Source organism: Paraburkholderia sp. MM5477-R1, from assembly GCF_050436385.1.
Classification (GTDB): Bacteria; Pseudomonadota; Gammaproteobacteria; order Burkholderiales; family Burkholderiaceae; genus Paraburkholderia; species Paraburkholderia tuberum.
The window spans coordinates 169380-182290 of record NZ_JBNDMC010000001.1 but is presented as its reverse complement, the minus strand read 5'-3'; the positions used below and the strand labels follow the sequence as shown (position 1 = coordinate 182290).

The following is a 12911-nucleotide window of genomic DNA, read 5'->3' as shown; positions in this document are numbered from 1 at the left end:
GAACCCGTTGGCCGGGTCGGCTAGAGCCTTGAGAAGCGTCTGCTTACGCATACGAACCCTTGGCGCCTGCCGCGCGGACAAACTTGTAGGTTGCGACATCGCCCGTGAATTCGGGGCCGTCGACGGACGCGGTCGTCAGCTCGGGATACTGCGCCGAGTAGAGATCGCGAACATCTTCTGGCGAGAACGCCGGGCCGGGATCGGCAAATGCAACGCCGTTGTAAGAGAACTGGCGAACGAGCGCGGTGATCGAAATCGACATGACCCTGCCTCCTTAAAAGAGCGAAGCGAGGTCGGTGCCGCTCGAAGCAGGCTCCGCAGGCGCCGGAGCATCGGCTTTGCCTTCGTTCGCGGCGACCGGTGCGTCCGACTCCGACGATTCACTGTCGTCATCCTCAGCGTCCCCGTCTGGTGACGATTTCGCCGCGGCTGGCGAACTTCTGCCAGCCTTGCCCGAGAGAGCTTTGGTCGCTTTCGTGACCTGGGCCTTCTGCGCTTCACCGAGGATCGCCGTCGTTGCGGCCACCTGTTCGGCCAGCGACGCATGAGCGCCGGTGTACGTCGCCAGATGCTCGGCAAAGCCCGCATCCAGTTCCGCCGCCGTCGCGGTCATGACGAGCGGCTGACGCAACGCCGTGTCTTTCGCCTCGCCTTCCGGCATGACGACCACGACCATCGCATCACCCTTCATCTTCATGGCCAGCTTCAGCCCACCGCACGACTTCAACAGCGCTTCAAGTTCAACGAACATAAAAACTCCACAAATAAAAAAGGACCGCCTGTGGGCAGTCCAAAAGAGAAATGAAGCAGACAGGAAAAGTCCGCTTCGGTCGATGCGCCAGAGGGCGCGTTAATACTTGAGAACCTTCGGAATCTTCCCGGTGTAGTCGAAGCCCTTGACGTTGAGCAGCGCATCGATGACTTCCTCCTTCGATTTGCTGAATACCTTCTTGAACTCGTCGCCGAGCGCGGCACGGATGCCAAGCTCGTCGGCCACCACCATCATTTCCGACTTCGTGATCAGCTCCAGAAACTCCTTGCAGAGCTTCCAGTGCTGGTTGAGGTCGAGTCGATGATGACGGCACAGACTCGTCAGATGGTGAACGTCCAGACCCTGGATCGCAGCGACCGTGACGCCAGTGAGAGCAAGCGCGAACTTGTCGTCGTCAGCGGCGGCCACGGACGTTGCGGCCTTGGCCACATCCGACACCGCGATCTTTTCTCCGGTCAGCTTCTCCCAGATGCCCTTCATGGTCGAGTCATCGACACAGCGGGCCTGTCCGGCGAGAGCGATTGAGACGAGGTATCGCTGGGCTAGCGCGGCATTCTGGCCAACCTCGCGACGCAGAGCCTTGCGCCACAACGCCACGCGATACGTCTTGATACGATCCGATTCAGCAACGACCGTCGCCGGCGGATTGCTCGTCGTCGACGGTGCGGTGCCGGAGGCTTTGGCTGCAGCCTTCGCCGTGCCAGTGCCATCGGCCTTCGCTGCGGGCTTCGGCGCGACAGCAGCTTTTTCAGCCTGCAGGCGCTTGGCCACCATCTTCATGTTACAGACGGTGTCGAAGCACTGGCCCTTGTAGACCTTGCCGACTGAGTCCGGAAGGCCGCTCACCGCCGCGCCGTAGTTCTGGCACGCGTGGCAGGCTTTCGCCTGTTCCTCGCCGACGCCCTTTGCACCCTCCACAGCAAGCTGTATGCGGGTGTGGTTGTCGCCCGCGCGCACGATGCGCACGACGGGGAAATCATCGCGAAGGCCGGTGGCCACCACCTCAAGCTGTTTCTCCGTTTTCTCGTTGAAACAGGTACGGTTCGTACAGTTGCCTGTGGCAATGGACTCGCCGAACATCTCGCCTTGTGTTGACGAGTTGTGGGGGCAGCTGACGCAGTCGGTTTTGTCGAAGATTGCAGCAGACAACGAACAGGCGACCTGTTCGATCGTCTTCTTCACTTCGGCGACCGACTTGCCTTCCTTGATGATGACGGGAAGCAGCTTGTCCTGTGTTTCTTTGGGAAGCGCGGCTAGGAGCTCTGCGTGACCCAGAAGGATTTGCCGGGTGTTGAGCGCCTCGAGAACCGAAGCACTGCAGTTCATGAGCGCCAGGCGCTTATCGAGCGTGGCACGCGACCATCCGAAGATGCGCGCGACTTCGTCGCGATCGCCCTTGCACAGCCCGACCTGCTCGGCTGCTGCAATGGCTTCCTCGGCAGGCGACATATCCGCGCGTTGAATGTTTTCGATGATCGCAAGCTGTTTCGCTTCGACTTCATCGATCTCCTTCACGACGACGGGTATATCGTAATCCTCGCCATGCGCCGTCATGGCCGCTCTGTATCTGCGGCCACCGGCGACGAGAGCGAATCCGCCATCAGCAAGCGTGCGAACGATGACAGGCTGGATGACGCCCTTCTCACGGACCGAAGCCGTCAGCTCTTCCATTTCCGCCGCATCGAAGTACGTGCGGGGATTGGCAGCGATGGTGATCCGTTTGAGGGCAAGAGTAGGTTGCTGTTGCATTGTGGGTCTCCGGAGAGGGAACCCAGCCCCGCCGGGAGTGAGCTCCCGAAGGGTTGAACAACAATAGACCGGTCAAAGCCGGCGAGTCGATGCGTCAGGGACGCGGGTGATAACGCAAAGATACCGCCGCGCCTACTGCCATTCGACGCGCAAAGCTCGCGTAAACGCAGTGCCTTTCCGGTAAACGAAACAGGCCAGCGCATTTCGCGGACGAAAAAAACCCGGCACGAAGCCGGGTTTGATCAGGGTACGAGCGCGACGCCTTATCGGCGCCGCTCTCATCTCATTGCAGCGCAACGGCGATGTCCCGAAGACAGTTGACGGTTGGGACGGCGGGTGCGGCATAGGTTAGGCAACCTTCCGATCTTGGTCAATCGATTTTGAGGTCGATCGTTTCAAGGCGGCAGCGAGAATCCAGAGCTCGTTCACGCCGAGGATTTTCCGGAAGTGCTTCTCAGCTTCCAGGAAGCCCGCGGCCGTCCAGCGCAAGGCCATGTCGGCGTCACGATAGCGCTTCACGCGCCCCGCGACACGGCGCACCGCGCCGTTCGGATTCTCGATGATGTTGGTCGTCGACAGGCCGCGCATGAGCGCCGGCGTCAGGCCCAGCTTGTTCACCGTGAACGTTTCCTCCAGCCCCTCGAGCAGTGCGGCCGAGGCGTCCGGATGGTCGGCCTTGAGCCACGCCGCGTGCGTCTTGAGCTTGGCGATGCCATCGTCGGCCGGCAGCTTGTAGGCCGCCTTCATGATCGCGGCGGTTTGCGAAACGCTCTCTTTCGGCAGGCGCTCAAGGACGTTGCGCTGCTTATGCACACGGCAGCGCTGCACGTGGGCGCGTTCGCCGAAGAACTCCTCGATGGCCGAGCGCAGCGCTTTGGAACCATCGATCACGAACAGGTATTCGCGATCCGCAGGCAGGCCGCGCTCGATCAGTCCGCGCAACAGATCCTTGACGACCTGGGCGTTCTCACTCGAACCGCTCGCGAGGCCCAGGAGGTGTTTCTCGCCGGGACTGTCCACGCCGATGGCGGCGATGATGTGACGCGAGTCGACGATGATGCCGTCCAGGTAGATCGCCAAGAAGTCCTTGTCATCGAAGCGCCGCTCCATCAGCTCGGTGAGCGCCGTCTGGCTGGCCTTGATGAACTGGCGCGAAACGCTGCTCTTGGAGATGCCGACGGTGCCGGCCATCTCGGGCAGGACCTTGGCATATTTGCGCGTCGACACGCCCGTGACCATGATCTCGTGCACCCGCTCGGCGAGCCGCGGATTCTCGTTCAATTGCTCGTAGGCGGGGACCGGCACTTCGCCGCCGCCACGACGCCGCAGGCGCGGCCGCTTCACCTTCAATTTGCGTTCGTCCATCACGATCTGGCCTGGCTGCGAGCCGTGCCAGCGGACCTCGCCGCCTTTGCGGCCCGGATGCTTCTCGCCGGCCACTTCCGTCGCCGAGATCACCAGCAGTTGCTCGACCAGGCTACGGCCGGCTTCGTACATCAACTCGTCGATGCTGGTGCGGGTGTTCTGAATTAGATCGAGCATGGGCAACAGAAGCTGACTGTTCTCGGCAAAACAGGCGCGCAGCCCGTCCGGGTCCTGCTTAGGCACCACGTGCAACGGCGCGCTGGCGCTTTGGGGCATCTCCTTGGTACGCTTCATTTGGCGGTTCTCCTTGGTTCCCTGTCCGGGAAGTTGGTCGTCGAAACCCGATTCTCTCGGATTTCCAACGGGGAACCGCCGCCTTCAACCTTCAACTACGCCCGGGACATTGCCAGCGCAACCGCCTCCAGCTTCAGCGGTCGCGACAGCAGGGTCGTTACCGCGCCGGCCAGCGTCCATTCGCCGAACTGCTGCTCATGGCTTGCATGCACCAGGCGGTCCAGACACAACACCTGGACGCCGTCGGCCTCGACGGTGCCAAGAATGTTCGCCTGCAGCGCGCGGTTCGAGCCCTTGCGCTTGACCGTCACGACACCGTCGCCCACCAACACCGACACCTTGGATTCCTTCATGCAGCCTCCTTCAACAGTTTGCGCATGTCGCCGCTCTCGCGATCGGCGTTCAATGCGAGGTCATGAACAAAACGGTCCAGCAACGAATCCATGTGCAGGAATGTTTCGTCTTCAAGCTCGGGCGTCGCCCAGTCCAGTCCTGCCTGTGTTGCATCACGCTTGTGCGCAACCATCTGGTCCTGGTACTCGTCGATGCTGCCGGGCAAGTGGAAATACAACACCTTCAAGATTCCCTTCCGGTTCCAGCGCAGCGCGCGCCGCATCGCCTGATACTCGATGCGCCACGTCCACGACCGGTCGTAAAAAAGGATGTAGTCAGCATTCGGCAGGTTGTAGCCCGCACGCCCCGACGCCTTCGTAGCGAGAAGCCCCGTAGCCAGCCCCGTCAGGAACCGCTTGTCCTTGTCGGACACGCGGCGCTTGATCGGTATCTCGCCATGAAACGGCACCGACTGCACACCATGCGACTCAAGCTCACGCGCCAGAAGATCAAGCACGCCCGGGTTCTCTGCGAACACGATCGCCTGCTTGCCCTCGGCCGCGATTTCCCGCATACGCGAGATCACCGCGCGTTGCTTACTCGTCAGCCCGCCGACGACTTCGACGCCCTCCATCCCGTACTGCGGATAGTTGGCGGCAAAATGCACCGCACGAATGCGCGCGAGGATCGTGATGAGGTTGCATGCCTTGCGGTCATCGCGTGATGAGCGATACCAGTCTGCAAACTCATCAGCCGCTCTCAGGTACGTGGCCAGATGCCCACGGTCCCAGTCCACGGTTTCGACCTCGAACTCCGGCGGCTCGATCTTGATGTACTTCGCGACTTCGGGCTCTGCCACCAGCCGCCGCTTGATATGCGGCGCAAGCATCGCGCGGTAGCCGTGCAGGTTCCCGATCTTTGGCACCTCGCGTTTCGCCCCTTCCTGCAGGCTCTCCGCGAACTGCCATGTGACCCATTCCAGAACTACGAAGTCATCCCGGAAGCGGTCCACACCACGCATTGCATACTCGACGGTGTTGATCCAGTTTTCCTCCAGATAACCGAGCCGGTAACCGTAAGGCTGTGCCGCGGTGCCATCACCACCAGAAAACGCGATCAGCCCGAAGGCATCACGCGGATAATTCGGGATCGGCGAGCCGGTGAGCACATAACGACGTCGCGCCGAAAGCTGCCAGAGCGCGCGGCTCTGGTCGCTCGTCGGATTGGCCAGCCGCTCGCCTTCGTCGGCAACCAGCAGACCAATGCGCCGCCGCAAGCGGTGTGCATAGGTCACGCGCTTCGACGCCTCCCTATCGACCGGCATACGCGCCGCTCGTAGGACATCAGGTTGAACCGGCGCAGATCATTCAGGTCCGCCGCACAACCGATGACCTTCACGTCATCCGCATTGATCGGCAGCATCGCGATCTCCTTCATCATCTCGTCAATCAGACGCGACTCAACGACGATGAGTCCATGCCTGACCTCCGACACGAGAATGAGCGCGAGCGCGAGACGCGATTTGCCGCATCCCTGCTCCCACGCGATCACGCAACCGGACGGCTTCATGAGGGTCTCAACAAGATCCTCCGTCTGGAACTCCCAGTTCAGCCAGCGATCGACGCCTAACGCCTTGACTCTGGCGTGAAGCGCCGCGGCCTGCTGTGGAAATCTCACCGTCAGCCCTTCGTGCACCACCTCCCAGCCTTCGGCAACGTTATCGACCGCAAACCGCGCGTTCAATTCATCGACCGATAGGTGATAGGTAGCGCCCTTCACGGCATAGCGGTATCGGCCATCGTCCTCGCGTGCGAAGCTGACAGACTCTCCCGCCATCACGAGGGGACTGGCCCAGCGCGTTAAATCGACCTTGTGGGTCTCCCGCGCCTTGCCGGTGACGACATCCGAAGATCCAGCGCCTGTGGTCCACGCGACATGCCTGAGCGGTGTCGCCTGACGCACGCTCCGTCTCGCCCGACGCTCCAGGTGCTCAAGGAAGCCGGGCGCAAACTGCGGCTCGCCACCGACGCTGCGGATGCGGTCGAGCAGCTTGCCAAGCGCCGCGCGCGGATCGTCCTGCATCAGGAACGTCTCGAGATCGAGCAGCCCCTGACCGGCATAACGGAAGCCGCGTGGCAGTCTGTGGCCGTCGCGCGAATAGATGCGCTCAACAAAGACACTGTTGAGCACCATCGCCTCGTTGAAGCCGCAGGCGAAGCCCAGGCGGATTCGCCGGCCGTCATGCGAGATGACGACGGACTTGTTGCCCGTCACAGCCCGCGTGATGGCCGGGACGCTGTCATCGAGTTTCTGGAAGCGCAGTCGCGGTTCGCCAAAACTTCTATCCTCGTAGTGCAAACCGAGGTCTGGGCCCGGCAACGCGAGGTTTTCGACTTTCGTTTTCAGGAAGTCCGATGGCCTGGATCGGTATCGGTCGAATACGACGACAGCAGTGCGTACATTCGCGCCCTCCGAACTGAACGCGTCGGGCGGCAGCTCGAAGAGGCCCGCAGCGCGACGTCGCGCCGAATCACCGAGCCCCCCGGTCAGCACGGCTTCCGCCGTAGTGATCGGGAGTAAGGCGACGACGATATTGGCCGCGTCCAACGCCTGATGCACCGCGTACTCGTGACTTAGCGCGCTGGTGTTGGCACCGTATCTACCCCATGTGGTGCACTCAAACGGCTTCAGGTGCGGCGACTCCAGATGGACCGAAAACGGTGGGTTGATGATGGCGACGTCGAAGTTTGCCGGCTGGATGTCCTCCATGCCGGCGTGCCTGAATTCGCAGTCGAAACCCGCTTCTTCGAACACCTTCTGACACTGCGTAATCACGTCCGCATGCACGTCGACGCCATAGACCGCGTAGCGCTCGGGGTCGGCATACTGAAACAGCCGGCCAGACCCAACCGAGTTATCGAGCAGTCGGATACGCCGATCCAACCGCCAGCCGCTGATGAAACTCCACATGAAGGCGGCGATCGCGTCGGGCGTGAAAAACTGCCCAAGGTGCTGACGCCGTGCTGCGGCCAGTTCCCCCTGATGAGCGACCGACGAAGCCTGTGAACCGAGGCTTAGCAGCGAGCGCAAAGGCTCGTACCAGTCCGGCGCGAATGAAAACAGATCTCTCTGCATGATTGGATCCATAAAAAGAAAAGGCCCGCGTGAAAGCGGGCCAAAGAAGAACGCCGGTCGTACTGCCCGGCGGGGAGATGACTACAGTTGATAAAACCTGCGCACGGCTCGCCGACGGGCGGCGAACGGCTGGCCGCCCGTCACGTGCAGCGGAGCCTGCATCACGATATGGCGCAGCGCAGCGGCGCGGAACGTCGGCGAGTAGCGATCACGCTCCCGGACAATCGACGTGAGAACGTCGTGCGGGAGCGCGTACGTCTGCGCGACATGGCGCGAGAAGCGGATGATGCGTTGACGGAACATGGAGGCTCCCGCATCAGTAACGGTCACGCGACGCGAGGTGCTCGGCTCCGAACTCGCTGATGAACAACGACAGTGCGTCGCCCACCTGATGCGAGAACTTGAACTGCCACTTTTCGTTGAACATCACGACGTCGAGTCCATGAAGCGAGACCTTCTCCCGCGTTTCGAAGTGGTAATCGACAAGTCGCCCCCGGCTGAGCTCGACCGATAGCACATCGAACCCGGCATGCCCCGCAAAGGTGGAGAGCCCTCGCGTGATGCACGCCGCAGTCTCCTGTGACTGATACGTGGCCTTGCGCGCGCTGGACCGATAAGCCGGCTCGCTCCAGATGCGCGCTTCCAGCACGATCGCGCTGGAGGTGCGCTTCATCTCGGAATTAGGGCGGATGTTGAAGCCGTTGATGATCAGCTTCGCGGCCTGCATCAGACCAATGCGCTTGCCGGCATCGCCACTGTAGGTGCGTTCCAGATGTGCCCAGAACGCGTCGAAGTCAGGACACGTCCCCGCCTTAAGCGCGCCGGGAATATCGATCGACGCGTTAGCCAGTTCCTTGCTGCTTTCTATCTCCAGCCGTCCGCCTGGCGGCGAAAAGCGTCGTACCGCCTCGCTGACAAGCACGTGAGAAAGTCGATTGCAGAAGTCGCTGAGTTCGCGGTCCGTCTTGTACTCGGATCGCGTCTCTGTCGCGCGGTAGCAATACTGGCCATCGCCCGGAAACAGCGCGGTCTCTGCTGCGCAAACTTCCAGATAGGCGGCTGCGGCCTTCGCCTGTGCGTCCTTGAACTGCTGAACAAGTGCTGTGTACATGGTGTATCCCTCGATGAAATTGACGGGACACCACGCCAGAGCGGGATGGATCCCGTCTGGGTTGAATGAGCGACCGCGAGAAGCAGCCGTCAGATGATTGCGCGGATGCGCGGTAGTCGATGCGCGTATGCGCGGGTGATGCGTAAACATACCGGCGCGCAGACGTGTCGGCCAAGGTTAATGGCTGGGTTTTGGGCCCGTCTCTTCGGAAAGCTCGACACAAGTTATCAACAGTTTCTGTGCGCAAAGCTGTGGATAAGCCGTCGCCGTGGGTCCGCGTCAGCGCGCTGCAAGCGCAGCGAACGACCCGGCGAATTCACCGGTCCGATGTCCCTGAATTCGACCGATCGGACCGGCAGCGTTTAACGCGTTACAGGTCCACCCGGAGAATGCTTGCGCTTTTGCTATGTCTTTCCGGGCACATCATTACTCCGCCCTTTCGAACCAGCATTCTCCAAAGATCCTAATGCTCCGTTTTTCTCGCAGCTTTGCGCCCGCCCATGCCTGACGACTCGTCCGAAAATAGGCGCAGCGCCGCGCTCGCGGGCACGCTCAACATCGGTCATCATGAAACTCAGTCAACGCGCAACGCTTTCCATCCTCGCCATCGCCGTGCTTACGTCGGTTGCGACCATTGGCGTCGCCGGACTTCAACTGCGACATCAACGCGCAGCAGCCGATGTGGTGATCGACACGGCAATTGTCTCCGAACTGACCGGCGTCTCTGACGCGATCAGGGATATGCCGGTAGCGCTACGCGCCGGAGTTCTTGCGCGGCACGAGGTGCAATCGGAACAGGCACTCAATGAGTCGCTGAACGCGCAGAGGGCGAACCTCGCCACAGCGGAGCGCCAGCGCGCCAATGAGCTCGCATCCAGCGACAGGCGTTCGGCCTCGCTTATCGCGCTCGCCCTGTTCAACGCTTTCGCCACTGCACTCGGCGCGATCTCGCTCTTCGACGCGTATCGCGCAAAGCGCGGACACCCACCGTCTTGAAACGCATGCTGCAGACCAAAGAACAACTGCAACCCGCAACGGGCTATTGCATTGAGACGCGCGCCGTCTCGCTGTCAAATGGCTACTTTCCCGGCCTGGTGCTTGAACGGACCTTTATCCAGAGGCACGTGGTCGAGGGCGTCACCTTCTTCGAATTCCAGAACGCGTCCGGCGTCCGCCATGTGATCGACGTCGCGACGATCGAGCGCATCGTTCCGCTCGGGCGCATGGCCCAGCGTGGCGACGCACTCAGGACCTCAGAGGTTCAGCCATGATCACCATCGTCTTCGAATTCCTTGACACGAGCCGCGGTCAGTCGGGCCCTTTCGGTCTCGCTGCGCTGGGCATGCCCGATTGCTGGATGGACGCTCTGATTGGCGACGGATATATCGAGCATCGGGACTACATTGCACCGGGCATTCTCCGACGCGTCGTTGCCCGCTTCCCAACCCGGGACCATCGCGACCAGTTCGCATGCAGTGTCCGTCAGGTAAGCAAGCTGCTCGGCACTTACGCGTTCCGCGGCACCGCCGGCGTCGGCGATCGCAGGTTTCAGAAGGATTAAACGATGACAGACGTCACGTTCGACGGATTGGTGACCTCGCTCGAAGAGGTGCAAGAGAACCCCGCACGCTTCGCTACGCGACTTGAACGCGCAAAGCGCTCACCAGGCTTTGCCGAGTGTCTCTGCCAGAGCGCGAGCGGGGGAAAGCCACTTCGGCTCGTCGTTCGCCGGTATGGCGCGCTCTTCCATCTCGCTCGCTGGCCGGAGGAAGGCACCCATCACAACTCGAAAACCTGCTCGTTCTTCGCCGAAACGACCGAATCCAGCGCTTCCGCTGGCGATGAACAGGACGCGATCCGCAGTACGCCTGCTGGGCTGAATGCCAGACTCGACGTTTCATTGACCGTCCGGACTGTCGGCACGGTTAAGGCAGACGGCACGGCGAAAACCACCAGTCGGTCAACGTCTCGCCGCACGGCGCCCCTGCTCGGTTTCCTGCAACGTGTATGGCAGGACGCGGGCCTCAACCAGTGGTCCGGCGGGCTCCAGCGTAATTGGGGCACCTGCAGTTCACAGATTCTTGCCGTTCTTGGCGAGGGGAAGATCAACGGAAAGCCAATTCAGGATGTCGTGCATGTGATGCGCCGATATGAGGAAAGCGAACAGGCGACCATCAAGGCCGAGTTCGATTCCTTCCTCAACCGGATTCGCACAACCCCTGCCGCATCAGATCGCGGCGTGGTCATCGCCGAGGTCAAGTCAATCGATCCCTCGAAGTACGGCTTCATCCTTCGGCTGCGCCAGACCTTCGAAACGTTCTACGCGTCGAAGCAGCTTGTCGAAAGTGCAGCCAGATCCTTCCGGCATGCGTGGCCGATGATTGGCAAAGCCGAGGCACGTATCGTCGCCGTGCTCATCATTGAGCGTACCAAGGACGACAACCTGCGCGCGATCGACCTCGCATTGCAACTGTGCAACCGTTCGTTCATTCCGTGTGACTCGAGCTACGAGGTGGACATGGCGAACCGGCTGGTGGAAGAGCGCCGACGCTTCCTGAAACCGATCCGTCGCGACGACGCAGATAAAATGCTGCCTGACTTCCGGCTGATGGATACGACGCCACCCACCGCTATCGAGGTGTATGGCATGGAGTCGAACGATGCCTACCGCGCCCGCAAGACGGAGAAGCAGGCTCTGTATGCGCGGGGTAGCGAGCCGTGCGTCGAATGGGTGCCGCCTTCCCCGCTCGGCTCTGTCATGCTCCCACCGGCGACTTGACTTGCCGCCCGAGCCGATAGGTTGGGGCAGGCATAGCTCATAACAGGATCGCAAAGATGGAATCGAATTCGTTTTTTCTGCGGCGCGCCGTAGCACGCGGCGCCGACTGGCACGTCAGTTATCCGGCCCTCTGTATGGCGAGCTCGACCGATCCGGTCGACGAACGCCGAAAGCAGATTGTCGTCGCGGCCGCGGATGACGCGACAATCCGAATGGCCTTTTTCAGTTCGTTGGGTGCCATCCTCGATTTCCGTGCGGCATGGACGGAGATGGATGCGGCTACGCGCGGCTGGCTTGCTTTCACAACCCGCTGGAACCGTTGGTGGCTGCCAGACGTCGCCGCGCTCGCCAGCATCGAACGCTATGCGCATGCGCCGACCGACGTGCGCCTCGCCGGCGGCAGCGCGAGCGTTGCGCCGCACGACACCGAAGCGTTTCGTCGTTACCTCGACACGGTTGAGCAGCATTACAGGCGCGACGAGGCAATCTCGCGCGCCCTTTTCCCGGCTGAGGCCCCGTTCGCGTTGCACTCTGGTTGCCTCACCCCATAGACCACTCCCCTTGCTGAGCGACAGGCCATGAGCAGTGTTATCCCGTTCGCGCGCCTGCGCGTCACCACCGACAATCACACCCACCGCCCCGGTGAATGCGCGCATCACAACATCAAGCTCGACTCGCGAGGCGGCATTGTCACCTGTCGCGATTGCGGCGCGTCTCTTTCTCCCTTCTGGGCGCTGACCATGCTCGCTGAACAGTACGAACTCGCGCTGAATCATGCAAGGCGGCTTGAGGACAGGCTTGCCTGCGCGGATTCCCGCATTCTCGAACTGTCAGCCGAACTTGACGGCCAGACACGGACAAAAGGGCGCTTAAAACCCGCGTCAACCTGAACTTGACAGGCCGTGCCTTCGTGGTCGAATGGTGAACCATCTAGCCGAGAAGGATCACCATGAAGCGCACGTTCGCCTGCGGTCATTCGGGCAAAGGCAAGTACTGCCACGCCTGCGACGCAACCGCAAAAGCCAAAGAAGAGGAACGTCTCGCGCGGCAAGAAAAACGGCTGTCAAAGGCCGAAGCCGCCGCCTCAGACCTCATCGACCTGTCCTGCGTCGATCATCTTGCCTCTGTTCAGAGAGAGGCCCGACTCGTATTGACCAAGGTCCGCGACGGAACCCATCCGTGCGCGCTGAAGGGTAAGCCGATCCGGTCTTCCAACGGGCAGCTTTTCTCTGTACCGGTCGGACACACATATCGTCTGATGTTTGACGCCGTCTCATTGCGCCCTCTGCGGCTGCTATCCCACGAGGTGTATAACCGCGCCGTCGACACTTTCAGGGTCTGACTTGTCCCAATTAGTGTTTTTTTCTGTCGTT

At 61.3% G+C, this 12911-nt stretch carries 16 protein-coding genes and 1 pseudogene; 7 read left to right on the top strand and 10 right to left on the bottom strand.

From position 1 onward, the window contains the following. Positions 1-43: 43 nt before the first annotated feature. From OKW35_RS00890 to OKW35_RS00845, 10 genes and pseudogenes are all read right to left on the bottom strand, one after another. Entirely contained in the window at positions 44-262 is a 219-nt protein-coding gene (locus OKW35_RS00890) for a PRTRC system protein C (RefSeq protein ID WP_429550960.1), read from the bottom strand. Positions 263-274: 12 nt separating this feature from the next. Next, the gene (locus OKW35_RS00885) at positions 275-751 is read right to left on the bottom strand and encodes a PRTRC system protein E (RefSeq protein ID WP_429550959.1); all 477 of its coding nucleotides are present in this window, start codon (positions 749-751) and stop codon (positions 275-277) included. A 99-nt stretch (positions 752-850) separates the two neighbouring features. Further along, the gene (locus tag OKW35_RS00880) at positions 851-2521 is read right to left on the bottom strand and encodes a PRTRC system ParB family protein (protein WP_429550958.1); all 1671 of its coding nucleotides are present in this window, start codon (positions 2519-2521) and stop codon (positions 851-853) included. A 348-nt stretch (positions 2522-2869) separates the two neighbouring features. Continuing rightward, the gene (locus tag OKW35_RS00875; RefSeq protein ID WP_090812302.1) at positions 2870-4180 is read right to left on the bottom strand and encodes an IS256 family transposase; all 1311 of its coding nucleotides are present in this window, start codon (positions 4178-4180) and stop codon (positions 2870-2872) included. 95 nt (positions 4181-4275) lie between these two features. Continuing rightward, positions 4276-4533: a hypothetical protein gene (locus OKW35_RS00870; RefSeq protein ID WP_429550957.1), complete on the bottom strand. Its 258-nt coding sequence runs from the start codon at positions 4531-4533 to the stop codon at positions 4276-4278. Continuing rightward, positions 4530-5681, bottom strand: coding sequence for a helicase-related protein (locus OKW35_RS00865; RefSeq protein WP_429551221.1), 1152 nt, complete (start codon positions 5679-5681; stop codon positions 4530-4532). The genes OKW35_RS00870 and OKW35_RS00865 overlap by 4 nt, the downstream gene beginning before the upstream one ends. Beyond that, positions 5682-5837, bottom strand: a pseudogene (locus OKW35_RS00860) (hypothetical protein); the annotation flags it as partial. Further along, on the bottom strand, positions 5804-7648 hold the full coding sequence (locus OKW35_RS00855; protein WP_429550956.1) for a methyltransferase domain-containing protein: 1845 nt from the start codon (positions 7646-7648) through the stop codon (positions 5804-5806). The gene OKW35_RS00855 and the pseudogene OKW35_RS00860, both read right to left, overlap by 34 nt. An 81-nt stretch (positions 7649-7729) precedes the next feature. Then, the gene (locus tag OKW35_RS00850; RefSeq protein WP_429550955.1) at positions 7730-7951 is read right to left on the bottom strand and encodes a hypothetical protein; all 222 of its coding nucleotides are present in this window, start codon (positions 7949-7951) and stop codon (positions 7730-7732) included. A 13-nt stretch (positions 7952-7964) separates the two neighbouring features. Beyond that, positions 7965-8759, bottom strand: coding sequence for a hypothetical protein (locus tag OKW35_RS00845; protein WP_429550954.1), 795 nt, complete (start codon positions 8757-8759; stop codon positions 7965-7967). Positions 8760-9152: 393 nt separating this feature from the next. Here OKW35_RS00845 and OKW35_RS00840 point away from each other — a divergent pair, with 393 nt between their 5' ends. The 7 genes from OKW35_RS00840 to OKW35_RS00810 are packed head-to-tail and all read left to right on the top strand — an operon-like array spanning position 9153 to position 12880. After that, complete coding sequence (locus tag OKW35_RS00840; RefSeq protein WP_429550953.1) at positions 9153-9755, top strand: hypothetical protein; 603 nt, start codon at positions 9153-9155, stop codon at positions 9753-9755. After that, entirely contained in the window at positions 9752-10030 is a 279-nt protein-coding gene (locus tag OKW35_RS00835) for a hypothetical protein (protein ID WP_429550952.1), read from the top strand. Before OKW35_RS00840 ends, OKW35_RS00835 begins: the two co-directional genes overlap by 4 nt. Then, the gene (locus OKW35_RS00830; RefSeq protein ID WP_090812808.1) at positions 10027-10320 is read left to right on the top strand and encodes a hypothetical protein; all 294 of its coding nucleotides are present in this window, start codon (positions 10027-10029) and stop codon (positions 10318-10320) included. The genes OKW35_RS00835 and OKW35_RS00830 overlap by 4 nt, the downstream gene beginning before the upstream one ends. 3 nt (positions 10321-10323) lie before the next feature. Further along, positions 10324-11538: a DUF1173 family protein gene (locus tag OKW35_RS00825; protein ID WP_429550951.1), complete on the top strand. Its 1215-nt coding sequence runs from the start codon at positions 10324-10326 to the stop codon at positions 11536-11538. A gap of 56 nt (positions 11539-11594) precedes the next feature. Then, entirely contained in the window at positions 11595-12089 is a 495-nt protein-coding gene (locus OKW35_RS00820; RefSeq protein ID WP_232064492.1) for a hypothetical protein, read from the top strand. Between the two features lie 27 nt (positions 12090-12116). Then, entirely contained in the window at positions 12117-12428 is a 312-nt protein-coding gene (locus OKW35_RS00815) for a hypothetical protein (RefSeq protein ID WP_429550950.1), read from the top strand. Between the two features lie 59 nt (positions 12429-12487). Beyond that, on the top strand, positions 12488-12880 hold the full coding sequence (locus tag OKW35_RS00810) for a DUF7682 family zinc-binding protein (RefSeq protein ID WP_429550949.1): 393 nt from the start codon (positions 12488-12490) through the stop codon (positions 12878-12880). Positions 12881-12911: the final 31 nt, after the last annotated feature.